This is a genomic window from Clostridium sp. UBA4548 (genome assembly GCF_002387895.1).
Taxonomy (GTDB): Bacteria; Bacillota; Clostridia; order Clostridiales; family Clostridiaceae; genus Clostridium_J.
Window position 1 is genome coordinate 43,908 of record NZ_DGLI01000028.1, and the last position, 25,086, is coordinate 68,993.

25 protein-coding genes are annotated in these 25,086 nt (G+C 31.0%); 3 read left to right on the forward strand and 22 right to left on the reverse strand.

Going from position 1 to position 25,086, the window contains the following annotated elements; translation table 11 throughout:
• Positions 1-203 precede the first annotated feature (203 nt).
• The gene (locus tag B3040_RS11380; RefSeq protein ID WP_291573361.1) at positions 204-575 is read left to right on the forward strand and encodes a YraN family protein; all 372 of its coding nucleotides are present in this window, start codon (positions 204-206) and stop codon (positions 573-575) included.
• 393 nt (positions 576-968) lie between these two features.
• Here the strand turns inward: B3040_RS11380 and B3040_RS11385 are convergent, their stop codons facing one another.
• From B3040_RS11385 to B3040_RS11470, 18 genes are all read right to left on the reverse strand, one after another.
• A complete protein-coding gene (locus B3040_RS11385) occupies positions 969-1,754 on the reverse strand; it encodes a ribonuclease HII (protein ID WP_291573649.1) in 786 nt (261 codons plus the stop codon).
• 10 nt (positions 1,755-1,764) lie between these two features.
• The gene (gene ylqF, locus B3040_RS11390) at positions 1,765-2,652 is read right to left on the reverse strand and encodes a ribosome biogenesis GTPase YlqF (protein ID WP_291573363.1); all 888 of its coding nucleotides are present in this window, start codon (positions 2,650-2,652) and stop codon (positions 1,765-1,767) included.
• A gap of 265 nt (positions 2,653-2,917) precedes the next feature.
• Positions 2,918-3,262: a 50S ribosomal protein L19 gene (gene rplS / locus B3040_RS11395; RefSeq protein ID WP_017414519.1), complete on the reverse strand. Its 345-nt coding sequence runs from the start codon at positions 3,260-3,262 to the stop codon at positions 2,918-2,920.
• A gap of 110 nt (positions 3,263-3,372) precedes the next feature.
• Entirely contained in the window at positions 3,373-4,098 is a 726-nt protein-coding gene (gene trmD, locus B3040_RS11400) for a tRNA (guanosine(37)-N1)-methyltransferase TrmD (RefSeq protein ID WP_291573366.1), read from the reverse strand.
• Entirely contained in the window at positions 4,095-4,592 is a 498-nt protein-coding gene (rimM, locus tag B3040_RS11405) for a ribosome maturation factor RimM (RefSeq protein WP_017414521.1), read from the reverse strand. The genes trmD and rimM overlap by 4 nt, the downstream gene beginning before the upstream one ends.
• A gap of 109 nt (positions 4,593-4,701) precedes the next feature.
• Positions 4,702-4,929 (reverse strand): KH domain-containing protein, encoded by a 228-nt coding sequence (locus B3040_RS11410; RefSeq protein ID WP_017414522.1) that lies wholly within the window; start codon positions 4,927-4,929, stop codon positions 4,702-4,704.
• A 29-nt stretch (positions 4,930-4,958) separates the two neighbouring features.
• The gene (rpsP, locus tag B3040_RS11415) at positions 4,959-5,201 is read right to left on the reverse strand and encodes a 30S ribosomal protein S16 (RefSeq protein ID WP_017414523.1); all 243 of its coding nucleotides are present in this window, start codon (positions 5,199-5,201) and stop codon (positions 4,959-4,961) included.
• A gap of 37 nt (positions 5,202-5,238) precedes the next feature.
• Positions 5,239-6,588: a signal recognition particle protein gene (gene ffh, locus B3040_RS11420; protein ID WP_291573371.1), complete on the reverse strand. Its 1,350-nt coding sequence runs from the start codon at positions 6,586-6,588 to the stop codon at positions 5,239-5,241.
• A 10-nt stretch (positions 6,589-6,598) separates the two neighbouring features.
• Positions 6,599-6,946, reverse strand: a complete 348-nt coding sequence (locus tag B3040_RS11425) for a putative DNA-binding protein (protein WP_017414525.1) — start codon at positions 6,944-6,946, stop codon at positions 6,599-6,601.
• A gap of 86 nt (positions 6,947-7,032) precedes the next feature.
• Complete coding sequence (gene ftsY, locus B3040_RS11430) at positions 7,033-7,944, reverse strand: signal recognition particle-docking protein FtsY (protein ID WP_291573374.1); 912 nt, start codon at positions 7,942-7,944, stop codon at positions 7,033-7,035.
• A 36-nt stretch (positions 7,945-7,980) separates the two neighbouring features.
• Positions 7,981-11,538, reverse strand: coding sequence for a chromosome segregation protein SMC (smc, locus tag B3040_RS11435; protein WP_291573376.1), 3,558 nt, complete (start codon positions 11,536-11,538; stop codon positions 7,981-7,983).
• Between the two features lie 424 nt (positions 11,539-11,962).
• The gene (locus B3040_RS11440; RefSeq protein WP_291573379.1) at positions 11,963-13,033 is read right to left on the reverse strand and encodes an elongator complex protein 3; all 1,071 of its coding nucleotides are present in this window, start codon (positions 13,031-13,033) and stop codon (positions 11,963-11,965) included.
• Positions 13,026-13,724: a ribonuclease III gene (rnc, locus tag B3040_RS11445; protein WP_291573381.1), complete on the reverse strand. Its 699-nt coding sequence runs from the start codon at positions 13,722-13,724 to the stop codon at positions 13,026-13,028. Before rnc ends, B3040_RS11440 begins: the two co-directional genes overlap by 8 nt.
• A 311-nt stretch (positions 13,725-14,035) precedes the next feature.
• On the reverse strand, positions 14,036-14,266 hold the full coding sequence (acpP, locus tag B3040_RS11450) for an acyl carrier protein (protein WP_017414531.1): 231 nt from the start codon (positions 14,264-14,266) through the stop codon (positions 14,036-14,038).
• A gap of 112 nt (positions 14,267-14,378) precedes the next feature.
• Entirely contained in the window at positions 14,379-15,383 is a 1,005-nt protein-coding gene (gene plsX, locus B3040_RS11455) for a phosphate acyltransferase PlsX (RefSeq protein WP_291573383.1), read from the reverse strand.
• Between the two features lie 293 nt (positions 15,384-15,676).
• Positions 15,677-15,859: a 50S ribosomal protein L32 gene (gene rpmF / locus B3040_RS11460; RefSeq protein ID WP_017414533.1), complete on the reverse strand. Its 183-nt coding sequence runs from the start codon at positions 15,857-15,859 to the stop codon at positions 15,677-15,679.
• 12 nt (positions 15,860-15,871) lie between these two features.
• Positions 15,872-16,372, reverse strand: coding sequence for a YceD family protein (locus B3040_RS11465; protein WP_291573386.1), 501 nt, complete (start codon positions 16,370-16,372; stop codon positions 15,872-15,874).
• Positions 16,373-16,776: 404 nt separating this feature from the next.
• Positions 16,777-17,973 carry an acetate/propionate family kinase gene (locus tag B3040_RS11470; RefSeq protein ID WP_291573388.1) on the reverse strand — a complete coding sequence of 399 codons (1,197 nt, stop codon included), beginning with the start codon at positions 17,971-17,973 and terminating at the stop codon, positions 16,777-16,779.
• A gap of 578 nt (positions 17,974-18,551) precedes the next feature.
• On the opposite strand from B3040_RS11470, the gene B3040_RS11475 reads away from it, so the two are divergent.
• Positions 18,552-19,790, forward strand: a complete 1,239-nt coding sequence (locus B3040_RS11475) for a nucleotidyltransferase (protein ID WP_291573390.1) — start codon at positions 18,552-18,554, stop codon at positions 19,788-19,790.
• 335 nt (positions 19,791-20,125) lie between these two features.
• Entirely contained in the window at positions 20,126-21,301 is a 1,176-nt protein-coding gene (gene ylbJ / locus B3040_RS11480) for a sporulation integral membrane protein YlbJ (RefSeq protein ID WP_291573392.1), read from the forward strand.
• On the opposite strand, the gene B3040_RS11485 is transcribed toward ylbJ, so the two are convergent.
• Genes B3040_RS11485 through recG form a run of 4 tightly spaced genes read right to left on the reverse strand, consistent with a single transcriptional unit; the run spans position 21,284 to position 24,948 of the window.
• Complete coding sequence (locus tag B3040_RS11485) at positions 21,284-21,838, reverse strand: hypothetical protein (protein WP_291573393.1); 555 nt, start codon at positions 21,836-21,838, stop codon at positions 21,284-21,286. The genes ylbJ and B3040_RS11485 overlap by 18 nt on opposite strands.
• 1 nt (position 21,839) lies before the next feature.
• Positions 21,840-22,334: a pantetheine-phosphate adenylyltransferase gene (coaD, locus tag B3040_RS11490; RefSeq protein ID WP_291573395.1), complete on the reverse strand. Its 495-nt coding sequence runs from the start codon at positions 22,332-22,334 to the stop codon at positions 21,840-21,842.
• Between the two features lies 1 nt (position 22,335).
• Entirely contained in the window at positions 22,336-22,893 is a 558-nt protein-coding gene (gene rsmD, locus B3040_RS11495) for a 16S rRNA (guanine(966)-N(2))-methyltransferase RsmD (protein ID WP_291573398.1), read from the reverse strand.
• Between the two features lie 21 nt (positions 22,894-22,914).
• The gene (gene recG / locus B3040_RS11500) at positions 22,915-24,948 is read right to left on the reverse strand and encodes an ATP-dependent DNA helicase RecG (RefSeq protein ID WP_291573400.1); all 2,034 of its coding nucleotides are present in this window, start codon (positions 24,946-24,948) and stop codon (positions 22,915-22,917) included.
• Positions 24,949-25,086: the final 138 nt, after the last annotated feature.

Below are 25,086 nucleotides of genomic sequence, written 5' to 3' on the forward strand. Positions count from 1 at the left end.
AAGCACCAATACAATTAATGGAAATAATTCTTGAAACATACACCACATTGGTTTAATATTAGATTATAGGAAACTAATTTCAATTGATGAATTGTAGATACGACTAAATAGGTTTCCTTAAAAATTTTCAGGCATTCACATATTAAAAATTAATTTTCAAATCCTGGATTAACAAATTTGTAACCATAAGAAAGGATGGTTCAATGGGCGTATTAAATAAAAGTATAGGTTCATACGGTGAAAGTATTGCTGAAAGTTATTTAAAGGAGATGGGATATACAATTCTTGAAAGAAATTTCAAGTGTAAGCTAGGAGAAATTGATATAATTGCTAAGGACAATAAATATATTTGCTTTATTGAAGTAAAGACTCGTTATGGCTCCCTCTATGGAAGTCCAGGAGAGAGTGTAACTAATTTAAAGCAGTATAAAATTTATAAAACTGCTCAGTTTTATATTTTAAAGAAGAAACTCTATAAATTTAATTTTAGATTTGACGTGATAGAGGTTATATTAAATAATGAAGATGATAATTATTCAATTAAGTTGATTAAGGATGCTTTTCAGATTTCATAAATATTTTTTAATAATATGCAGTTTAAAAATAATAAAAGTTAGCTATAATAAATAGCTAACTTTTATTATTTAGAACCCAAATTTAGGATAGCTTGTAATTAAGCTACTCTAGTTCTATTAAATAATGAACAAATTCATGTTGTGGAGCTACTTTGGAAGCAGATTTTCACTAAATAAAAATATCTTTGTGAACAAACTGAGTTTGTTACACCAAAGCAAATTCCCTAGACAGAGCAATTGCAAGGTTATTCAACAGCCCCTTATAGAACATGTCAAACTTAAAGCTCCCAAAACACTGTTAAAACTTAAAATAATCATTAAAATAAGTTTTAACGTTGAAGATTAATATTTTCACATAAATTTAATTATAATTTAACTTTTAAGTAAAAACATTTACTCACTCATAATATTTGTTAAGAAAGACTTCCTATGTATTTCAGTTATTCCATAGGTTTTAATAGCGTCTATATGATCTTTACTTCCATAGCCCACGTTACTCTCAAAACCATATTGAGGATAACTCTTACCATATTCCTTCATAAGATTATCTCTATAAACCTTGGCTAGGATTGAAGCACATGCAATAGATGCACTTTTAGTGTCTCCCTTTATTACAAACTCATTTTTAATATTAAAATTCTTTATAGGATATCCATCAGATAATACTAGCTCTGGCTTAACTTCAAGCTTTCCAATTGACATTTTAAATATTTCATTATTGCAAAAACCTATTCCTCTTGTATCAATAATCTTATTATCAAGAACTGCAATGCTGTAAGCAACTGCTTTTTCTTTAATGATTTCACTGAGTTCCTCTCTAACCTTAGCAGAAAGTTTTTTAGAGTCATTAATATGTAGTATAAGCTCTGTAGTATTCAAATCTAATATGACTGCCGCTGAAACAATAGGCCCCGCTAGAGGACCTCTCCCTACTTCATCTACTCCTGCGACCACATTAACACCATACTTCTTATCAAACTCATAAAGATTTTTAACTCTTAAAAGTTCATTTTTATAATTTTCTAAATGCCTTTGTAATGATTTACCAACACCATTTACATTTTTTCTTTTATCACTATTTAATTTTTCTATTAACCTTAAATAGGCATCTTCCTGAGCTTCCACTGAAGTATTAGCTATGAATTCTTTTGCTAAAGCTTTTATATCATTAAATTTCATTCCTTCTATGCTATTTAATTTCATCGGGTTGTTCCTCTTTTATTTCTTCACCAAAATCAGGTCCCTCCAAGGATATTGGTCCTAGCTTTCCCCCTCTAAATTCATCTAATAGCATTACAGCAACTCTATTGTAATCAATGTTCCCTCCTGAAATTACTGCTCCTCTTTTTCTTCCTATGTTATCCATATTATCTATAGCAGCTTCTTCAAGAGAGTTAAGCTTATATCTTTCCACTAATCTTTTCGGATGAGTAACCTGTAATTTTTCTATTAACTTTAATGCTAATTCCTCTACATCCATTATTTCATCTTTTATAGCTCCAGTAAAAGCTAAGTTTAAACCAACTTTTTCATCTTCGAACTTTGGCCATAAAACTCCTGGAGTATCCATAAGTTCAATTCCAATTTTTGTTTTAATCCATTGTTTGCTTTTAGTAACCCCAGGTCTATCTCCAGTTTTAGCAATATTATTTTTCGCCATCTTATTTATAAATGTAGACTTACCTACATTAGGAATTCCTACTACCATTACTCTAGTAATTATATTTACTATTCCTTTGCTTCTCATTCTATCATGCTTTTCTTTAAGGATTTCCTCAAGAGCTGGCTTAATTTTATTTAACCCTGCTCCAGTTAAGCAATTAACAGATAAAACCTTAGTATAACTGTTAGATAGTTTTCTTACCCATAAGTTAGTTACACTATCCTCACTTAAATCACTTTTGTTTAAAAGTATTATCCTCGGTTTATCTTTACAAACTTCTTGTATGTCTGGATTAGAACTAGAATATGCTATTCTTGCATCTCTAATTTCAATTACTGCATCCACAAGCTTCAAATTTTCTTTTATTTCTCTACGGGTTTTGGCCATATGTCCAGGAAACCAATTTATACTCATTTATTTCATCACTCCTAGGTGTTTTATACTTTTTTATATTATTGACTATATTTTGCTTAGATATGATTTTTTATATTATAATCCATAGAAACCATACTTAAACCTTAAGCTATTTAATAAAACTGTTCGTGAAAATATTGGCTTAATTCTTTAAATCTATGTAAACTTGTAATTTCTAAATAAGCTAATATTTTATGGTGACTATATCTGTATATTTTCTATAATTATAACTAATAAAAAAAGGGACTCAAGAGTCCCATTTTTCTTAGATTAATTCTTTAACTTTAGCTGCCTTACCTACTCTGTTTCTTAGGTAGAATAACTTAGCTCTTCTTACTTTACCTCTTCTCACAACTTCGATTTTCTCGATAACAGGTGAGTTTATTGGGAAAGTCTTCTCTGTTCCAACATTATAAGCAACTCTTCTTACAGTGAAAGTTTCTCTAGCTCCACCGTTTTGCTTCTTAAGAACAGTTCCTTCGAAAATCTGGATTCTTTCTTTTGTTCCTTCTTTGATTCTGATATGTACTTTTACAGAATCTCCAACATTGAATTTTGGTAAGTCATTTCTTAACTGTTCTGCTTCTATAGCTCTTATTATATCTAACATGTGCATTCCCTCCTAAATTTTTTTTGACGTTCTTAATCATACTTTATGACAGAGGACCGCCCGTACTAGCACAAAGTACATTCTATCACAATATTTTTTCTTATGCAATATTATTTTTTTCTACTATAATAACTCTCTAATAATTTTTTATCCTCTTTAGTTAACTGAAAACTACAAAATAAATCTTTTCTTCTTTCTTTTGTAATAACTAAAGATTGCGTTCTTCTCCATTTTCTTATGTTTTCATGATGACCGGATAGTAAAATTTCTGGAACTTGCTCCCCCTGATATTCAACTGGCCTAGTATACTGAGGATATTCAAGTAATCCATTGTAAAAAGATTCTTCACTAAAACTTTCTTCACTAGATAACACTCCTGGGATTAATCTACATATGCTATCAACTATAGGAATGCAAGCCATTTCTCCTCCAGTAAGAACAAAATCTCCCAAGGAAATTTCCATATCTATGTACTTATATACTCTTTCATCTATACCTTCATAATGCCCACATAAAAAAACTAATTCTTGTTCTTTACTAAGTTCTTTAGCCATTTCCTGATTAAAAGTCTGCCCTCTTGGCCCTAAGAAAATAACTTTCCCACTATTATGTTTTTTTATTTCTAATATACTATCTACAATAGGTTGTGCCATCATCACCATACCTGCACCACCACCATAAGGGTAATCATCTACTTTTTTGTGCTTATTCAATGAAAAGTCTCTTATGTTTGTAGCCTTGATATTAATTATGTTACTCTCTTGAGCTCTTCCTATGATACTGTGGTTAAAAATCTCAAACATATCTGGAAATAATGTTAAAACATCTATCTTCATTCTGACCAAACATGAACTGGTTTTATTGTAATTTTACTATTTTCTATATCCACATTAACCACTATATCTTTTAAGGCAGGAATTAATACTTCCTCTTTCCCACTACCCTTAACCCAGTATACATCATTGCTTCCAGTTTCAATTACATCATAAATCTTTCCTAATTCCTTATTCTCAGTATCTACAACAGTACAACCAATTAAGTCTGCAATATAATAAGTATCTGCTTCAAGTGCTTTTGCAGCTTCTCTTTTGATCATAAGGTATTTGTTTCTATACCTCTCTGCCATCTCCATTGTATCTATTCCCGCTATTTTAAGAATTACTCTATCTTTTTGTAGTTTAACAGAGGTAATTTCTCTTTCCTCTCCATCTATAAGAACTTTCCCTAAATCCCTAAAATCCTCTAAGTTATCCATAAGTGAAATAACCTTTACTTCTCCTCTAACTCCATGAGGCTTAGAAATTTGTCCTACGCTCATAAACTCTTTCATAATAAATTTCTCCTTTTTACTTGCAAATATAGGCTTGTATATAGTATAACCTAACTTACTTATCCTAAAACTTCAATATATCAAAATAAGAGTTAGGTATCCCTAACTCTTATATTATCTCCACAACAACTCTTTTATTTTCTTTAATAGCCGCTGCTTTAACAACAGTTCTAATAGCCTTAGCTATTCTTCCCTGTTTTCCGATTACTTTACCCATATCCTCTTGAGCAACCTTTAATTCTAAAATTATTGAATGCTCACCAGCGATTTCATTCACTTGAACAGAATCGGGATTATCAACTAAAGATTTAGCAATAATTTCAAGTAATTCTTTCATGGAATGCGCCTCCAATCAATTGAACTTTTCTATTTTATGCCTGCATTGTTGAAAAGTCTTTTAACTGTATCTGTTGGTTGTGCACCATTTTTGATCCATTTGTTTGCTTTTTCTTCATCAATTTTTACAGTAACTGGCTCTGTAGTTGGGTTGTAATATCCAATTTCCTCTACAAATCTTCCATCTCTTGGAGATCTAGAATCAGCTACGATAATTCTGTAGAAAGGAGCTTTTTTAGCACCCATTCTTCTTAATCTAATTTTAACTGCCATGTTTTTTCACCTCCTTCAAAGGGTTATGCACTTTATATTAAAAAGGTAGTTTTCCAAATAAACCTTTCTTACCTGGCTTAGCCATACCTTTCATTTGCTTCATCATCTTCTTCATACTTTCGAAATCTTTGAGTATTTTATTAACTGCTTGAATTGTGGTACCTGAACCATTAGCAATTCTTTTCTTTCTTGAGGGCGAAGATGAAATTAAGTTTGGGTTTTTCCTCTCAGCTGTTGTCATTGACTTTATTATAGCTTCAACCTTTGCCATCTCTTTTTCACTCTGAGAAAGGTCTACACCTTTAAGTTCTTTAGCATTAAACCCTGGAATCATTTCTACAATTTTTCCTAGAGGTCCTAGATTCTTCATTTGATTCATGGTCTCAAGGAAGTCCTCAAAATTGAACTCTTGGTTAAGCATTTTATTTCCTAACTCTTGAGCTTTCTTTTCATCTATAGCTGCTTGAGCTTTTTCAATAAGAGAAAGTACATCTCCCATTCCTAGTATCCTAGAAGCCATTCTTTCTGGATGGAATACTTCAAGGTCCGTCATCTTTTCTCCCATACCAGCATATTTTATTGGCTTGCCAGTAATAGATTTAATTGAAAGAGCTGCTCCACCTCTTGTGTCACCATCAAGCTTAGTTAAAATAACACCTGTCACATCCAAAGTACTATTAAAGGTTTCTGCCACGTTTACAGCATCTTGTCCTGTCATGGCATCTACAACTAATAAAATTTCATTTGGATTTACAGATCCTTTAATTTGCTTTAACTCATCCATAAGAACTTCATCGATATGAAGTCTTCCTGCTGTATCTATAATGACTACATTACAATTATTATCTTTTGCGTTTTCTATCCCTGCTTTTGCAATATCTACAGGGCTTATCTTATCTCCCATAGCAAACACTGGTACATCTATAGATTTCCCTACTACTTGTAACTGCTTTATAGCTGCTGGTCTATAAATATCCCCTGCTACTAAAAGAGGTTTTTTATTGTTTTTTCTAAGGTTTAATGCAAGTTTCCCCGCCATAGTGGTTTTACCTGCACCTTGTAATCCTACAAGCATAATTACAGTTACACCATGATTAGCAAATTCTAACTTACTTTCTGTGGTTCCCATTAAAGTTGTCAATTCATCATTAACAATTTTTATTACCTGTTGTCCTGGAGTTAAACTCTCCATTACCTCATTACCTAGACACTTTTCGCTAACGGTTTTTACAAAGTCTTTAACAACTCTATAGTTAACATCAGCTTCTAACAGTGCAAGCTTAACTTCTCTCATAGCTTCCTTAATGTCTTTTTCAGAAAGTTTTCCTTTGCCCTTTAATTTTTTTATGGTTTCCTGTAACTTAGAAGATAATCCTTCAAAAGCCATGATAAACCTCCTATATATTCTCCACGATATCTTTTACAACATCGTTGATTATTTCTTTATTTTCTTCTTTACTCAACATTTTTTCTAAATCTTTCAATCTGTGAATAATCCTATCTTTGGAGTTTTCTATAGTTATGGCTCTTTCCATTAAGTGAAGTTTTTCTTCATATTCCATTAAAAGATTATCACATCTTTTTATTAAATCATGAATTGCCTGTCTGCTAGCTTTTGTAATTTCTGCTATTTCTGAAAGCGATAAGTCATTATTAAAATATAAATCCATAATGTCTCTTTGCTTTTCAGTAAGCAACGGCCCATAAAAATCTAATAGCAATGATATCTCTAATCTTTTTTCCATATTATCACCTAACTCACAAATGATATATTATCAGATTGAATATATGGTGTCAAGTACTTTTACTTAACACCCACATATATTTTTAATTAAAATAAAGCTTCTACAAATTCTCTTGCTCTAAATTCTTGTAAATCATCAATTCCTTCTCCTACACCAATAAATTTCACTGGTATATTTAAAGTATTTTTTATAGAGATAACCACTCCTCCCTTTGCAGTTCCATCTAATTTAGTTAAAATTATGCCATCTATAGGGCAAACTTCCATAAACTGCTTAGCTTGAATAACTGCGTTTTGGCCTGTGGTAGCGTCTAAGACTAATAATGTTTCTTTTTTAGCATCTTGAAATTCTCTATCAATAATCCTATTTATTTTGCCTAGTTCATCCATAAGATTCTTTTTATTATGAAGTCTTCCTGCTGTATCACATATTAAAACATCTACTTTTCTAGCTTTTGCAGCTTGAACAGCATCGTATACCACCGCTGCTGGATCAGACCCTTCTTGATGTTTTACTAGATCTACCCCAGCTCTGTTACTCCATACCTCTAGCTGGTCTATAGCAGCAGCCCTAAAAGTGTCTGCTGCCGCAAGTAATACCTTATAGTTATTATTTTTTATTCGTGCTGCAATCTTTCCAATTGAAGTAGTTTTTCCTACACCATTTACTCCGATTATTAGCTTAACTTCAGGAATTTTTTCTGGAATTATAGAGTTTTCATAGTCCCCTAGAATTTCAACTATTACCTCTTTCATAGCAGGAAGAATTTCAGCAGGATCCTTTATTCTTTCAGCCTTAACCTTTGCTCTAAGTCTTTCAATAATTTCTACAGAAGTTTCCACCCCTATGTCGCTAGTGATTAAAATCTCTTCCAGCTCCTCATATAAGTCTTCATCAATATTTACTGCTAGCTTTAGAACCTGAGTTACTGCATCATTAATACTGTCTCTAGTTTTTGAAAGTCCTGCTTTAAGTTTTTCAAAAAAACCTCCAAACATACACTTCACTCCTTTATAGTAAAATAATAAAACTTCTTATCTTGTTAAATTTACAGAAACCACCTTGGATACACCCTTCTCCTCCATAGTAACCCCATAAAGCATATCACTAGCTTCCATAGTTCCCTTTCTATGGGTTATAACAATAAACTGTATATTCTTAGAAAACTTTCTTAAAAACTCAGCATATCTTATTACATTGGCATCATCAAGAGCAGCTTCAATTTCGTCTAGTATACAAAATGGAGTTGGTTTCATTTTAAGTATAGCAAATAACAAGGCTATAGCGGACAATACCTTTTCTCCTCCAGACATTAAGTTAATGTTTTGTAGTTTTTTCCCTGGAGGTTCCACGTTTATTTCAATCTTCGAGGTCAATTCGTCTCCATCCTGAAGGATTAAATCTGCTCTCCCGCCTTTAAATAGTTCTCTGAAGGTTTGTTCAAAGTTAACTCTAAGTTTTTCAAAGTTATCTCTAAATACCACTTTCATCTTCTCAGTCATTTCACAAATAACCTTTATAAGTTCTTCCTTAGCATTTACTAAATCTTCTCTTTGATTACTCATAAATATAAACTTTTCTTTTACTTCCTTAAATTCCTCAATAGCCCCTACATTTACTACTCCTAGGCTTGAAATCTCTCTTTTTAAATTTAGTACTTTTTCCTTAAGCATAGATATATTAACAATATGTTCCTTATACTTTAAAGCCTCTGCATAAGTAAGTTCATACTCTTCATTTAATTTTTCTAATAATCCTTGTTCTTCAGTTTCAATTTTAACTAAGGACACTTGATGTCTATGATATTCTTTTTCAATCTTTTCAAACTCTAAGGTCAAAGTTTCAATTTGAGAATTAACTAAGTTTATCTGGTCCTTAAACTTTATTCTTTCAATTTCATTATCTTTAAACTTAAGTTCTAAAGACTCTAATTCCTCCATAAGAACTTTTACTTTTTCATTGTTCTCTTCTAAACTTTTAAAATAAATTTCTTTGGTTTTATCATAGTTTTTAACTTCACTTCTTAATTCTTCAATCTTTTGATTATATCCTACTATATCCGTTTTTAGTCTTTGAATCTCTAAAAACTTATTATTTATACTTTCATCAATTTGTGCTCTTTTTATCTTAAGATCAGTTAAATTATTTTTTATACTATCTATAATATCTAAACCTTGCTTTACTTCCTTATTTAGCAGCTCGTAGTTGCTTTCTATGGTTATTAATTCATCTTCTATTTCAATTAATTCTTTACCATAGTCATCTACGCTTAACTCCAAGGCTACTAACTTCTCCATAATGCTATTTAATTCTACTGTGGACTTTTCTAAACTTTTAGTAAGCTTTAAGGTATCTTCAGTTATAGAATTAATTTTCCCTTGAATTTTGGTAACCTCGATACTTTCAAAATGTATCTCATCTCTTAGATTTAAGTTTCTTTCATCAAGGGTTTTTATCCCTTCATTATAAGTTCTAACTTCCTCGCTTAATACTACTATTTCCTGATTATTTTCCTTTACCTTTACTGTTAATACTTCAATTTCTCTTTTTCTTCCTATGATGCTAGCTGTTTTAGAATATATGCTTCCTCCAGTCAATGCTCCTCCAGGATTAATTATTTCTCCATCTAAGGTTACAATTTTATGCTTATAGCCTGTAGCTTTTGCAATTTGCAGTGCCTGATCCATGTTATTACAAATAATGGTCTTCCCTAATACATAATCCATTACCCCTTTAAACTTATCTTCAAATTCTATAAGTTCACTAGCAATCCCTATGTATCCATCTTTATTCTTTATACTCTGTTCCACTTGAAGAACTCTTCCTCTTACAATATTCATTGGGAGAAAAGTAGCTCTACCAAGGTTACGACTCTTAAGATAATTAATTAATTCTTTTGCACTTTCTTCTTCTTCTGTAATCACATTTGAAATTGCTCCACCTATGGCAATCTCTATTGCAGTCTCAAACTTTTGATTAACCTTAATGATTTCACCTAAAACATAACAGTTCCCTTTTATATTTTTCACTGTTCCATTACTTAGATGTTGCATTAAATTCTTTACGGACTTATTATATCCCTCATATTGATTTTCAAGACTTATTAATGCATTTAAGTTTGCTTCATGTTTATTAGTTTGCATAGTTATTTCTTTTAACTTCTTTTCACTTAAGGTTAAACTATGTTTCAATCTGCCAATATTTTTTTTATTTTCTTTTACTTCTTCCTCAAAAGCTGAAATCTTTTCTTGAGATCTTTCAACCTCATCAATTAATGAGGTCTTAGTTCCATTATTTATTATGATAGAACTATTGTAGCTTTCCACATTAATTTTTAAATTTTCTAAGGTCTCTTTTGCTACCTCCATATTATTGTTAGCAACATTAATATTATTGCTTTGGGCGTTTTTCCCCTCCAACAACTTCACTTTTTTCTCTTCTAGACCTTTCAAATTTGATGACTCAGTAGAAATAGATTGGTTTATCTTATTTATTTCTTCTTCTTTCATAAAAATTTCATTATTAATGTTCTTTTGTTGCTCTTTCAAGGTATAAAGCTGTAATTCTAATTCATCTATCTTTTCATTTTCTTTTTCTATTCTATTTGAAAAATCTTCAATCTCATTTTGCACTCTTAATATATTGTTATCTATGCCTTGAATTCTTTCACTCATAAGATTAATCTCTGACAATATATTTTGATGCTTTCCCTTATTATCATAATAAAGTTGTTTATCCTGTGAAACCTTATTATCAAACTCTTCAAGTTCGGTATTCCATTTATGTAGTTCTTTTTTTAGAGTTTCTTTTTCCCTTAAACCACTTTCTAAGGCAATAGTAGCATTTTTTATTTTTATATTTAAATCACTTATATTGCTTTTAGTTTTTTCGATGAAGTCTATTATTATATTTATTTCATTTACTTTTAATTCTTCAGACAGCTTTAAAAAAGTTTTTGCCTTTTCACTTTCTTTTTCCAAAGGTTCAACTCTTTCTTCATAGGTATGAATTATGTCATTTATTCTTACAAGGTTATCTTCTGTATTTTGAAGCTTCTTTTCTGCTTCTTCCTTACGAGTTTTATACTTAACTATTCCAGCGGCCTCTTCTAGAAGTTTTCTTCGTTCTTCAGGCTTTCCACTCAATATGGCATCAATTTTACCTTGTCCAATAATTGAATATCCTTCTTTACCTATACCTGTATCCATAAATAATGCTTGTACATCTTTTAACCTACAGGTAGTGTTATTTATTAAGTATTCACTTTCTCCAGAACGATATAATCTTCTTGAAATAGTTACATCTGAATACTCTATTTGAAGATCTGAGTCAGAATTATCTAAGGTAAGAGATACCTGTGCAAGGCCCACTGCTTTTCTATATTGTGTTCCCGCAAAGATAACATCCTCCATCTTATCTCCTCTTAGACTTTTTACACTTTGCTCTCCAAGAACCCATCTAACTGCATCGGAAATATTACTCTTTCCGCTACCATTAGGTCCTACCACAGCAGTAACCCCTTGTTTAAAATTCAATTCAGTCTTATCAGCAAATGACTTAAATCCTCTTATTTCAATAGATTTTAAGAACATTTATTATCTCTCCTAAGCTCCAATTATTACTGGTAGTAAAATACCTAAAACCATAAATAAACATACAGTAGCAGCTAATATCTTAGCTATTTTTAATCTTTTCTTATCTTTCATAATTTCACCTTCTCCTTATTTATAGGATTCCATGATGGAATTTTAACTTATTCATATCGCCAAGCCCTTAAGTGAATCAGGGTAGGATTCATGTATAAGTTAAATTTTAATTTTAGTTCCATATATAGAACCAAAGTCAAGACTCAGCTTATACATCCTCACTTTTCAAGCCTATAATATACATAGTTTATATTATTAATTCATTTTTTTCAAATCCTATAGAGGTAACGGATTTTTCTATGCTAAAATATGGTCTAACCCCTCAAAGAGCTTACATTAGTTTAAACTCACTCAAGTTTAGCTTTCAGTCCTATAACTTACCGTACTTATTTTTTAAGTACTCCTGTACACTAACCTGATGTAAATCCTCTTTATGTTTAAATCCTAAAACCCCTCTTTTAGTTTCATTACTTTGAGTTACCTTTAACTTCTTAACTTCTAATTCTTCTAAAAGTTCATTAAAGTACTGTTTTTTATTAGCGTAAAGTTTTGAAATATCCTTAGGATTAATCCATAGCTCTTCACATACTCCATAAAAACTATGGTGCTCACGAACTATATCACAATAGATGCTTCCCTCTACTAACTCTCTAAAGGCAGGGTGAAAGGGTCCTTCAATTATGTCTCCCCCATAGTTTATTTCCTCTGTTGGTTGAAGTCCTATTCTTATTACGTTAATCTCCTTAGCAGTAAGCATTCCATAAACTACTTTTGAAATCTGAACAGCTTCTTCTAGGTCATAAGGCTTGTATATCCCTGTTTTAAGCATTTGCTCCATAGGGGTATCCTTAATTACCAAGGAAGGATATATCCTACTTATATCTGGTCCTAAGCTTATAACCTTTTTAGTTGTTTCAATATCCTTTTCCTTTGTATCTCCAGGTAACCCTAACATTATTTGATGGCCCAAGGTAAACCCATAACTCTTTATAAGCTTTGAGGCTCTTGTTACATCTTCGGAGCTGTGTCCCCTACCAGATTTTATTAAAACCTCATCATCTAAGGACTGAACCCCTAACTCTATTATATCAACTTTATATTGTTTTAAGTTGTCTAATATAGCTTCATCGATATAATCTGGCCTTGTAGATAATCTTATATAATCAATTTTACCACATTGTTTATATTCCATTGCAACATCCAATAATTCTCTTTGCTTGTTTATATTAATAGCAGTAAAAGTTCCTCCAAAGAAGGATACCTCAACTATAGAGTTTTCCCTTTTAATAGTTTCTAGGTACTCCTCAATAGTACCTCTCACAAAATCTCCATCTATCTTGAAGCAACTTCCTGTTATGCTATCTTGATTGCAAAACACACAGGTATGTGGACATCCTTCATGTGGAACAAAAATTGGTATAATATAATGGATTTTATTCATGTATTTCACCTCTAGTTATTAACAATTCCTTTGCAGCATTTTGTTCTGCCTCTTTTTTACTATAACCTACCCCTTTTCCACTTGAAACACCATTTACTACTACTTCAACAAAAAATTCTCTTCTATGTGGTGGACCTTCAAACTTTATTAAGTTATAAACAATGGATACTTCCCCATGACTTTGAAGATTTTCTTGAAGTTTAGTTTTATAATCAATTATAATTTCATTTTTAAAAGCTTTCTCAATAATGTTGTTAAAATTGTTAAGTATGAAAGTTTTTGCTACTTCATAGCCTCTATCTAGATATATTGCGGCAATTATAGCTTCTACAGCATCTGCTAATATAGATACTCTTGTTCTTCCTCCAGTAAGTTCTTCCCCCTTACTCATATTTATATAAATCCCTAAATTCCATCCCTTTGCAATCTGAAATAAAGAGTTCTCACAAACTATTAGAGATCTTATTTTAGTTAAATAACCTTCTGTTTCATTTTCTGTATTTGAATATAAATACTCAGATATTACAAGTTGCAATACTGAGTCCCCTAAAAACTCTAGCCTTTCATTAAAGCTTAACTTCCTCTCATTTGCATAGGAGCTATGAGTAATAGCAGTTTCTAAAGTTTTTATATCTTTAAATTCAACCATTAATTTTTTTTGTAATTCTAAAGTATTTTTTCTAAGGTTCATTTCCTCTCAACTTCCTTCCAGAAGTTTATTCTTCAAGTTACTAAAATTAATAATTCCTGTAAATTTTCAAAATTTTACCTTACCTAGAATAATAAGGCCCATTTCCTTCTAAAGGCAGTTATGTGACTTCACTTATACTCTTATGAACTCCTAGAACGTTTAACCTGAAAATTTACTTTTATTAGTAATAGGTTTTGTAAAGAACTTTCTCATGTACTTATGATTATAGAGCATATTCTAAAATTTCCTATGCTTAATAACTTCAAGAATAAACTTAAAAATAAGGTTCCGCAAAAATACGGAACCTATAATTAGTCTTCTACACGTGCTTTTATGTATTCTACTACATCACCAACTGTAGATATTTTTTCAGCATCTTCGTCTGGTATTTCCATATCAAACTCTTCTTCTAAAGCCATTATCAATTCAACTATATCTAGTGAATCAGCTCCTAGATCATCTGCAAAAGATGAATCCATCTTAATCTCCTCTTCATCTATACTTAATTGGTCTGCTATTCTTTTTCTAATTTTTTCAAACATGTTGCTCATCCTCCTAATTTATTACATTACTCTTTAAATATAATAGCTTATTAATAAGTTATCAACTACTTTTTATTAATACTTTAATATAATATACTAATTTTATTATATTTTATTCATTATTTGACTCTAGATTTTCAAATATTTCCTTCATTTTATCTAAAGCCTTATTGTCATGAAAAGTTTTCGCCTGTCTTATAGCATTCTTAAAGGCTTTTCCATCAGAACTTCCATGAGCCTTTATACAAATACCATTTACCCCTAAAAATGCAGCTCCACCATATTCTTTGTAATCATATTGTTTTTTAAAAGCTTTAAATACTGGCTTTAACAATAAGCCCCCTATTTTAGTTCTAGTGGTGCTCATTATTCTATCCTTTAACTCATCCAGTATAGTTGCTGCTACACCTTCATACATCTTTAATGCTGTATTTCCAACAAATCCATCACATACTAATACATTTACTTCTCCTGTAGGAATATCACGTGGCTCCACGTTTCCTACGAAGTTTAAGTTTTGTGTCTTTAAAAGCTTATGAGCTTCCTTTGTAAGTTCATTTCCCTTTTCTTCTTCAGCTCCAATATTTATTAATCCTATACTTGGATTATTTATGCCCAAAACACTTTCAAAATATACTTTCCCCATTTGAGCAAATTGAACCAAATAATGTGGTTTGCAGTCAGCATTAGCACCAGCATCTGCAATCATAAATGCCCCTTTTCTTCCTGGCATTATTGGTGCTAGAGTTGGCCTATCTATTCCTTTAATCCTCTTTACAATCAAAGTGCACCCAGCTAAGAATGCCCCTGTACTTCCTGCAGAAATTATAGCATCCGCTTCCCCGTCTTTTACCATTTGAAGAGCTCTAACCATAGAAGAATCTTTTTTTGTTTTTAAAGCCTTTACAGGGGTCTCATTAGGGCTTATAACTTCTCTAGCATCTACTACAGTAATCTTATCTTTGTTGTAATCATACTTCTCTAGTTCTTTCAAAATTAGTTCCTTAGGGCCTGTAATTGCTATTTCTACGTTATACTCACTTTGTGCTAAAACACACCCTTCAACAACTGCTTGAGGAGAATGATCTCCACCCATTCCATCTACTACAACTCTCATATCCAATCCTCTCATGCTTACATAATGTATTTTTGGAGACTAAATAACAAGTTTATTATTCTACACTCTTTATATTTATCTCCTTCATATATCTTACCAATTTCTATAATGTCTTTTATGTTTTGAAGCCCTGTATAAATATATTATATATTATATATTAAAAATCAACTTAATTTCCACTAAAATATTAAACTAGCAATAATTTTATAGAAAACCAAGCAAAGGCTTAATTAATTCCTAAAATCCCTTAAATTCATACAAAAAAAATAAAAGAAAGTCATATGACTTTCTTTCTATTTCTCAGTTGAAACAACTTCTCTATTCTTGTAGTAACCACAGTTTTTGCAAACTCTGTGAGCAAGTTTCATTTCATGGCACTGAGGGCATTCAACTATTCCTGGTAAACCTAGTTTGAATGTTTGAGCTCTTCTTGAGTCTCTTCTAGCTTTTGAAAATCTTCTAGCAGGATTTCCCATAATTACACCTCCTTATGCTTTAGAAAACAAGTCTTTTAATTTTGCCAACCTTGGATCCACATCTACGTCATCACAAGAACATTCCTTATGATTTAAGTCCGTTCCACACTGTTGGCATAATCCTTTACAACTTTCACTGCATAATCTCTTAACAGGTAGCTGTATAATAAGATTGCTTTCAACGATTTCATCAATGTCTATCTTATCATTTTTAATTGAGATAATTTCACTCTCTTCATTACTTGCACTAGTAGATAATTTTTCTTCTATGTCCATTTCTATGGTATATGGAAATTTTTTAAGACATCTTGAGCATGTAAGTAATAATTCTGCAGTTACTTTCCCCTTTAGTTGGAAGATATCACCAACAAAGCGTATAACTCCATCAAATTTTATCGGGCTTGAAACCATTACTGTTTCAGTACCGTCATAAAAACTTTCTTTCTCAATTACAACGTTGATATTTCTTTTGGAATTTCTTTTACCTTTTAATTCTGAAACATCTATGTTCATAATAAATGCTCTGAAAAAACATTAAAACTATGCTTTTTCTCATATAACTAGAAAGTTATATATTATGCAATCTACTAATTTAATAGCGTAAACATTGCATAGCTTGAGCAAAGCTCCAACGTCCCTCCTTAATTTCAATATAAGAATATCTACTATTTCAAACACAAACTATTATATAAAGTCTACACCTAAAAGTCAAGGTTTATTTATAGATAGGGAACCAAATTAAACTCCTTAATCACCTATGAATCTACCTTGGTTCCCTAATTCTCTTTATATATACATTTATTTAAAACTAACTTTAAAATTTTATCTTAAAGCTATTGGAAGCATTGTTAGAGCTTGCAATTAAAATTATCTTCTTTTACAAAATAATTATCTTTTGCATTAGTTTCTTGCATTATTTATTTTGTAGTTAATTCTTGAGTATCTCTAGCTATAACTAATTCTTCATTTGTTGGAATTACAAATACCTTAACGCTAGCATCTGCAGCACTTACATCTACTGCTTTTCCTCTAACATTGTTTTTCTCAGCATCAATTTTTATTCCTAAGAACTCTAAACCAGCACAGATATCTTTTCTTGTTTCTGGAGCATTCTCACCAAGACCTGCTGTAAATACAACTGCATCTACTCCGCCCATAGCTGCTGCATAAGCACCTATCATTTGTCTTACTTTGTAGTTATAAACGTCTAATGAAAGTTTAGCTCTTTCATTTCCCTCTTTAACTGCATTTTCAATATCTCTGAAGTCACTGCTTACTCCTGAAAGTCCTAAAACACCTGATTGTTTATTCATTAAGTTGTTAACATCGTCAGCTGACATATTTTCTTCTTTCATTAAGAAAGTAACTATAGCTGGATCGATATTTCCGCATCTTGTTCCCATTGCTATACCTTCAAGCGGTGTGAAGCCCATGCTTGTTTCTACAGATTTTCCATTTTTAACTGCAGATAAACTTGCACCATTTCCTAAATGACAAGTAATTATTTTTAAATCTTCTATGTTTTTGCCCATCATTTCAGCGCATTGTGCTGATACGAATCTATGTGATGTTCCATGGAAACCATATTTTCTTATTCCATGTTTAGTGTATAGTTCATATGGTAGAGCATACATATATGCTTCTTGAGGCATTGTTTGATGGAAAGCAGTATCAAATACAGCTACCATTGGTGTATTTGGCATTAAGCTCTTACAAGCATTTATTCCTATTATGTTTGCTGGGTTATGAAGTGGTGCAAGTTTAATACACTCTTCTAAGCTAGCCATAACATCATCATTTATTACAACTGAAGTTGCATATTTCTCTCCACCGTGAACAACTCTGTGTCCTACTGCAGAAATTTCGTCCATTGATTTTATTACTCCATGAGTATCATCAATTAATGCACCTAAAACTAATTTTATAGCATCTGTATGATCTTTCATTGGTTGTTGAATTATGTATTTGTCTTTTCCTGGAACTTTTTGAGTTAAGATTGAACCTTCAATTCCTATTCTCTCAACTAATCCTTGTGCTAATGACTCTTCATTTTCCATGTTTATTAACTGATATTTTAGGGATGAACTTCCACAGTTAATTACTAATACCTTCATTGTATTTCCTCCTCTATAAAGTTACTATAATTTATTTTTAAATATTATATTGAAATTTCAAGGTCCCTCTGAACTATAATAACAAAGCAAAGCTACTACAGATACTTTTCTTCACAAAACCTACACTGTAGAAAACAATATTCATTCATAGTTTTACTATAAATAAATTCTATTAACCTAGCATAATAAAAAATAAAGTAGCATAATGGATAGTTACTTTTCAGAATACCTTCATCTCAATATGATATTTTAATACACTCATGTATAATTTGGCAAATAATTATTGCCTTTTAAGATAATTGTCTTAATTTTAGGCAATTATTATTACACTTTTATCCATTTTTTAAACTGTATATTGTATTAAAACATGATTAATAAATATCCCTTATTAATATACCCCTTTTTACACATAATTTTCAACCTTAAATGCGAAATTATTTCAACCCTTGGAATATTATTAATTAATATGTACAAATTTGACAATATTATATATTATAAACTAATAGAGTATAAGTATTATTTTTTTCCGCTTTACTATTTTTCACTTATATATCTTTTTTCATATTGGAGTGAGTAAAATGAAAATTTCAGGAATTGTTGTAGAATATAATCCCCTACATAATGGCCATGTATATCATATAAATAAAACAAAAGAATTAACTAATTGTGATGTACTAATTGCAGTAATGAGTGGAAGTTTTAATCAAAGAGGTATCCCCTCTGTAATAGATAAATGGAATAAAACTTTAACCGCCCTTCATAATGGCGTAGATTTAGTTATTGAGCTTCCAGCACTATATAGTTTATCTTCAGCAGAGTTCTTTTCCTTTGGGGCAGTTAGCTTACTTAACAGTCTAGGAGTCGTAGATTCAATTTGCTTTGGCAGTGAACACGGAGATGTAACCTTGCTAAGTCATATAGCGGAAATTTTAAATACAGAACCAGAGGCATTTAAAGCTGTTTTAAAGGCTAAGTTAAAAGAAGGGTTAGTTTATCCTAAAGCCAGAACTCATGGTATATCTGCCTATTTAAATAATAATTCAATGGCAAATAACATGAACCTTAATGATTATAGTAAACTAGAAAATATTTTAAATTCATCAAATAATATTTTAGGTATAGAATACATAAAAAGCTTAAAGAAATTAAACAGTAACATAGAAGCATATACCCTTAAAAGGGAAGGTGCAGCCTATAACAGCGATGAACTAAATTCTCTTTTCTCTAGTGCTACCTCTATAAGAAAATTTTTAAAATCCGGAGATTCCATTGAAAATCTTAGTTCTCACCTTCCTGTGCAGGTTTATGAATTATTTAAAACCTTAAGCCTTTCCAAGTATCCATTTTCCTTTTATGACTCTATGTTTCCATACATAAAACATCGAGTCCTTACTAATAATGGAAATTTACTGAGAATTCCTGATGTTTCTGAAGGTTTAGATTTTAAAATTACTAAAGGGGTTTTAGAAGGGAACTCCTACGAGGCTGCCATTGATTTAATTAAAAGCAAGCGATACACCTATACTAGAATTAGTAGGGCCCTATGCCAGTATTTTGTTGGCTTTGATAATTATAATACAGAGGTCTTAAGAACCTTACCATGTCCTTATGCAAGGGTTTTAGGCTTTAATGACAAGGGGAAGTCCATCTTAAAATCTATAAAGAATAATAGTAGTATTCCTCTCTATACAAAGCTCCCAAAAGACATTAACGATACCATGAAGTTAGATATTCAATCTACAAAAGCATATAGTTTAATCAACAATAAAGTAAACTATAATGATGATTACTTAATAAGTCCTTTAATTCTAAAATAAAAAATCTAAGCCATTAACTTAAGTGAAATATAATTAGGTTAATGGCTTTTCCTATTAATTTATTTCTATTATAAAGACCTTTGAACAGTGAACAAAATTATTTTCATCAACAAAAAGTCTAGCTCCCTGTTCACCTTTCTATACCAAAGTTAAAAGCTTCTTCCCTAAAAAACACTACTAAATTTGGATTTTGAAACTTATACTTATCATAACTATCTTGAAGCAACAATATATTTAAATATAATCTATGCTTAGCAACTGTCACTAAAAAAAGACGGCAGACTTAAAGTTTCAAAAACGTTATTAAATTATCACTGTAAGAAAGAAGGCATGCCATGAAGGTAATATTAATCCTAACTTTAATAGTCATATTTTCTCTTATATATTTGCTTTTAAAAAATCATGATAAAAATGCTTTGCTCACCTTTATTTGTTCCATAATTGTAGTTTATATAGTGTTAAACCCCAAGCAATGTATTGGATTTACTATAGATGGAGCCAAGCTATTTTTTAATGCAGTGTTTCCTTCACTGTTCCCTTTTTTAGTTATAGTAAACTTAATCATCTCCTTTGGTGGCATTGAGATTTATTCTAGACTCTTAGGAACACTTCTATGTCGCCCTCTTGGACTTCCAAAAGAATGTAGCTTAGTATTATTGGTAAGTGTATTTTGTGGTTACCCTTTAGGCGCAAGATATGCAGCCGAATTATATGAACAGAATCTAATAGATCATAAAACCTTAGAGAGACTTCTAAATATTGCGACCAACGGAAGTCCCTTGTTCATTATTGGCTCTGTAGGCACCGCTATGCTGGGTCATCCATCCTTAGGCTATATTCTAATAATCTCAAATATACTTTCTTGTATTGTCATGGGTTTATTGCTACCTGGAAGATATAAATGGAAAAACTACAAAACCACTACTAAGCAAGCATCAACCCAAAGCATAAATTTAGGCGTTGCCCTTAAGAATGCCTTAGAAGATGCAGTAAAAACCTGCATATCCATAGGCAGTTTCGTCATAATCTTTTCAGTAATTATAAACATAATAAAGAGCAATGCTTCTTTCAACATTGCTCTAACCTATGTATCAAAATATACAAATTTACCTATTGAGATATTCCAAAGTTTTACTCTTGGAATATTGGAAGTAACCAATGGTTGTAATTTAATTGCTAGTTCAGCTATTTCTTATGATTTAAAGCTTACTATTAGCAGTTTTCTAATTGCTTTTAGCGGTCTTTCAATCACTTCCCAGGTATACTCTCTAGTATACAAACACAAAATTTCTATAAATAAATATATACTTTTAAAAATAATTCAGGGAATTGTAGCCTCCCTAATAACTTTATTTATATGTAATATGGGGTTTGTTCATATAGCTCAAGATGTATTTTTAGATAGTTATCCAAAAGGATCTTCCTTTTCTCCATTCTTACTAGGAATTATTATCTTAATAACTATGCCAATAATAGTTGATAAACTAAAATCCTTAATTAGAGTTTCCTAAGTCTTTAATATTTTCTCTTACTGTAGAAGTGGTGCTAGCTATTTGCTTATGAATATTTATAAGCATAGTTTCCATTTCTTTTTTTATGTTTATTAAAGATTGTTCTCCTACTAAATCTATTTCCTTCTGTAAATTGCTTAAAGTGCCATCCGCATAGTTCATCACACCATACTTTATTTCCTTAGCATGCATAGTAGCCTCAGTTTTAATTTCTTTTGCTTCCTTCTTAGCTAGCTCAACAATTTCATTGGCTGATGCTTTAGCTGCAGTTAATATATCTGAGTTCTCGTACTCATCCTGAGCTCTTCTTCTAGCTCTTTCTATAATTTCTTCAGCTTCTCTCTTAGCCTCATTTAATATTCTTTCTCTTTTATCCACAATGTTTTTAGCTTCTGTAAACTCATCTGGTAAATAACTTCTAATCTCTGTTATAGTTTGTAATACCTCTTTTTTATTTATAGAGACCTTCCCCACTAAATTCTTTGATGCCATTTGAATATTTTGTTCAAGAAAATCTAATAACTCTAATACCTCCATGTTATAACTCCCCCTCAAATTGTTTTGCTCTTTGTCTTATTTCACTTTCTAATTCCTTAGGCACTAGCCCCTCTAAGCATCCTCTAAACAAAGCTACTTGCTTAATAGCTGTAGAACTCAAATAAGAATACTTGGAGTTAGTCATCATAAACACTGTTTCTTTTTTGTGATCAAGTTTCTTATTCATAAGGGCCATTTGAAATTCATAATCAAAGTCTGACATAGATCTTAATCCTTTAACAATAACACCGATGTCTTCCTTGTTCATAAAATCCACAAGTAATCCACTAAAACTTTGCACTTTAACATTTTTTAGCTCTGACACTACCCTCTGAATATGTTCTACTCTTTCATCAATATCAAACCACCCCTTTTTATTAGGGTTAATTAATACAGCTACAACAACCTCATCAAATACATTTGATGATCTTTTTATAATATCTAAGTGTCCATTTGTTACTGGGTCAAAACTTCCTGGATAAACCGCCCTTGTCATTTTATATCTCCTTATACTCGTAGAAACACACTGTTGTATTTCCATATTTTCTTTTGTCTATTAAAACAATATTTCCATCACCTTCGTATATTTCTTCTCCTGAATCAATCTTAGTTACAATAAGCCCTTGTCTATTTAATAAGTTATATTTTGTTATAAGTTCAATAGATGGTGGTATCATTTCCTTTGCATAAGGAGGATCTATAAAAATTAAATCGAATACCTTTCCAGCTTTTCCAAACTCCTCAAGATATCTATAACAATCTCCTTTATAGCATTTACATCTATCTTCAAATTTTAAATTAACTATGTTTTGTTTTAAGAATCCAAAGGTAGTGTCTCCTTTATCAATTAAGTGGCATTCCTTAGCTCCCCTACTTGCTGCCTCTAAACCTAAACTTCCTGTACCTGCAAATTGATCAAGGACCACTGCATCCATAATTCTGTTTTGAATTATACTGAAGATAGATTCTTTAATTCTATCTAAAGTAGGTCTTGTTCCCATGCCTTCTGGTGATAATATTTTCCTTCCCTTTGCTATTCCCGCTATTATTCTCATTTGGTTTCCTCCTATGCTCTCCTAATTAAAACAAATATATTTTGAGCTTCTCTCTATGCTGTTTATTATTTCTTTAACAACTTTTTGCTCTTCCTCTTCTTTATTTGCTAATAAAGCTTTAGCTTCAAGATTAGCTACTTTAAATAATTGAAAATCTGTAGACAGGTCTGCTAATAACAACCCACTTTCACCAGATTGCCTCATTCCAAAGACCTCACCACTGCCTCTTATCCTTAAATCCTCTTCAGCAATGTAAAATCCATCATTACTACTTTTCATTATTTCCATTCTACGTCTTGTAGTTTCACTTTTAATTTCAGCAACTAGTATACAGTAGGACTTATAGCTTCCTCTTCCAACTCTTCCCCTTAATTGATGAAGCTGAGATAACCCAAACCTTTCTGCATTCTCAATAATCATTACAGTGGCATTTGGTACATTTACACCTACCTCGATTACTGTGGTTGAAATTAATACTTTAATTTCTCCACTCTTAAATCGATCCATAATTTCATTCTTATCTTTATTTGACATTTTACCATGAAGAATGCTTATATTTATATTTTTAAAATACTTCTCTTTTAATTCATCATATAAATTTGTTACTGAAGTTAGTTTTATTTCTTCATTTTCTTCTACTAGAGGACAAACAACATAAACTTGTCTTCCTTCCTCAATTTCCTTAAGGGCAAAATTATAAACTCTATTACTTTCATTTTTATTTACATAATAAGTATCTATAGGCTTTCTTCCAGGTGGTAGTGTATCCACTATAGACACATCTAAATCACCATAGAGATATAAATATAAAGTTCTTGGTATTGGTGTAGCACTCATAACTAGAACATCTATATTTTCGCCCTTGTTGCTAAGCTTACTTCTTTGACCTACTCCAAATCTATGCTGCTCATCAGTAACTATCATTCCTAAATTTTCAAATACTACATTTTCTTCTATTAAAGCATGAGTACCAATTAGCAAATCAATCTTACCCTGTGCTATTTCTTCTTTAATTATCTCCTTATTCTTACCAGTAGTACTTCCAGTAAGTAATTTTACTTTTATTCCAAAATCCTTATAAATTCTTTCCGCTTCTGCATAATGTTGTTTGGCAAGAATCTCTGTAGGTGCCATCATAGCTACTTGGTATCCATTCTTTATTACGTTAAACATGGTTATTAGCGCTATTATAGTTTTTCCACTACCCACATCCCCTTGCACTAATCGGTTCATAGGCACTGGCTTCTTTTGATCTAAAAGCACTTCTCTTACTACTCTTGCTTGAGCCTGCGTTAGCTGAAATGGAAGTTTTTCTTTTAATTCCTTCAATTCATCTGAAATCTTGAAACCTATACCTTTTACACTACTGTTAATTTCTTTTAAAAGAAGAATCTTCAAAGAGTAAGTAAATAGTTCCTGAAATTTCAACCTTCTCTTGGCTTCATTTAAAATTTTGCTATCCATTGGACTATGTATGCTTTTTATAGCTTCATCTAAAGATATGAATTTATATTTGTCAAGGATACTACAAGGCAAATTTTCAATAATATTGATTTGTACTAATGCCTCAGTGATAATCTTATTTAAAAAATTATTGCTCAAATCATCCCTTAAAGAATATTTAGCCAGTATTTTATTATCATCCAAAGTAATATTTCGCATAATTTTAGGATTACTTAAATGAATTTCCTTATTATGTTTTTCAATTTTTCCACTTAAAATATATTTGCCATTTACTCTAAAGCTATTTTTTGCGTAGGGTTGATTAAACCAAATCCCCTTGAATTTAGTGTTTCCACTTTTAAATAATACAGTAGATAAAACTTTTCCAGTTTTAGTTCTAATATCTTTAAGTATTCCTTCCACTGTTGCTTCTGTTATAACTTTATCTTTGTCATTGAATTCCTCTACATTGTTAGCTATAGATATAAACTCATAATCTCTTGGAAAATACAGCAACAAGTCTAATATTGTGTATATTCCACATTTGTTAAGTTTTTCAGCCATTTTAGGACCTACTCCTTTTAAATAGCTTACATCATCATAAATATTCACAATATCACTCCAAATTAAACAATGAACAAACTCATTTTATTTAACAACTTTGGAAGCAGATTTTCACTGCCACCAAATCAATTTATATTAATTAATAATATACGTTGACATTGATTCCATAAATATAGAAAAAAAGCC

What these genes read in the sequence shown, in the direction of transcription:
- ylqF (WP_291573363.1), bottom strand. Translation starts at nt 2,652, where the DNA reads ATGAGTATAAATTGGTTTCCTGGACATATGGCCAAAACCCGTAGAGAA.
- B3040_RS11380 (WP_291573361.1), top strand. Translation starts at nt 204, where the DNA reads ATGGGCGTATTAAATAAAAGTATAGGTTCATACGGTGAAAGTATTGCT.
- ffh (WP_291573371.1), bottom strand. Translation starts at nt 6,588, where the DNA reads ATGGCTTTTGAAGGATTATCTTCTAAGTTACAGGAAACCATAAAAAAA.
- rsmD (WP_291573398.1), bottom strand. Translation starts at nt 22,893, where the DNA reads ATGAGAATAATAGCGGGAATAGCAAAGGGAAGGAAAATATTATCACCA.
- B3040_RS11475 (WP_291573390.1), top strand. Translation starts at nt 18,552, where the DNA reads ATGAAAATTTCAGGAATTGTTGTAGAATATAATCCCCTACATAATGGC.
- rpmF (WP_017414533.1), bottom strand. Translation starts at nt 15,859, where the DNA reads ATGGGAAATCCTGCTAGAAGATTTTCAAAAGCTAGAAGAGACTCAAGA.
- ylbJ (WP_291573392.1), top strand. Translation starts at nt 20,126, where the DNA reads ATGAAGGTAATATTAATCCTAACTTTAATAGTCATATTTTCTCTTATA.
- ftsY (WP_291573374.1), bottom strand. Translation starts at nt 7,944, where the DNA reads ATGTTTGGAGGTTTTTTTGAAAAACTTAAAGCAGGACTTTCAAAAACT.
- plsX (WP_291573383.1), bottom strand. Translation starts at nt 15,383, where the DNA reads ATGAGAGTTGTAGTAGATGGAATGGGTGGAGATCATTCTCCTCAAGCA.
- B3040_RS11425 (WP_017414525.1), bottom strand. Translation starts at nt 6,946, where the DNA reads ATGGAAAAAAGATTAGAGATATCATTGCTATTAGATTTTTATGGGCCG.
- B3040_RS11470 (WP_291573388.1), bottom strand. Translation starts at nt 17,973, where the DNA reads ATGAAGGTATTAGTAATTAACTGTGGAAGTTCATCCCTAAAATATCAG.
- rpsP (WP_017414523.1), bottom strand. Translation starts at nt 5,201, where the DNA reads ATGGCAGTTAAAATTAGATTAAGAAGAATGGGTGCTAAAAAAGCTCCT.
- smc (WP_291573376.1), bottom strand. Translation starts at nt 11,538, where the DNA reads ATGTTCTTAAAATCTATTGAAATAAGAGGATTTAAGTCATTTGCTGAT.
- B3040_RS11410 (WP_017414522.1), bottom strand. Translation starts at nt 4,929, where the DNA reads ATGAAAGAATTACTTGAAATTATTGCTAAATCTTTAGTTGATAATCCC.
- rnc (WP_291573381.1), bottom strand. Translation starts at nt 13,724, where the DNA reads ATGAACCTTAGAAAAAATACTTTAGAATTACAAAAAAAATTAATGGTT.
- B3040_RS11465 (WP_291573386.1), bottom strand. Translation starts at nt 16,372, where the DNA reads ATGAACATAGATGTTTCAGAATTAAAAGGTAAAAGAAATTCCAAAAGA.
- coaD (WP_291573395.1), bottom strand. Translation starts at nt 22,334, where the DNA reads ATGACAAGGGCGGTTTATCCAGGAAGTTTTGACCCAGTAACAAATGGA.
- trmD (WP_291573366.1), bottom strand. Translation starts at nt 4,098, where the DNA reads ATGAAGATAGATGTTTTAACATTATTTCCAGATATGTTTGAGATTTTT.
- rimM (WP_017414521.1), bottom strand. Translation starts at nt 4,592, where the DNA reads ATGAAAGAGTTTATGAGCGTAGGACAAATTTCTAAGCCTCATGGAGTT.
- B3040_RS11485 (WP_291573393.1), bottom strand. Translation starts at nt 21,838, where the DNA reads ATGGAGGTATTAGAGTTATTAGATTTTCTTGAACAAAATATTCAAATG.
- B3040_RS11385 (WP_291573649.1), bottom strand. Translation starts at nt 1,754, where the DNA reads ATGAAATTTAATGATATAAAAGCTTTAGCAAAAGAATTCATAGCTAAT.
- rplS (WP_017414519.1), bottom strand. Translation starts at nt 3,262, where the DNA reads ATGTTAGATATAATAAGAGCTATAGAAGCAGAACAGTTAAGAAATGAC.
- B3040_RS11440 (WP_291573379.1), bottom strand. Translation starts at nt 13,033, where the DNA reads ATGAATAAAATCCATTATATTATACCAATTTTTGTTCCACATGAAGGA.
- acpP (WP_017414531.1), bottom strand. Translation starts at nt 14,266, where the DNA reads ATGTTTGAAAAAATTAGAAAAAGAATAGCAGACCAATTAAGTATAGAT.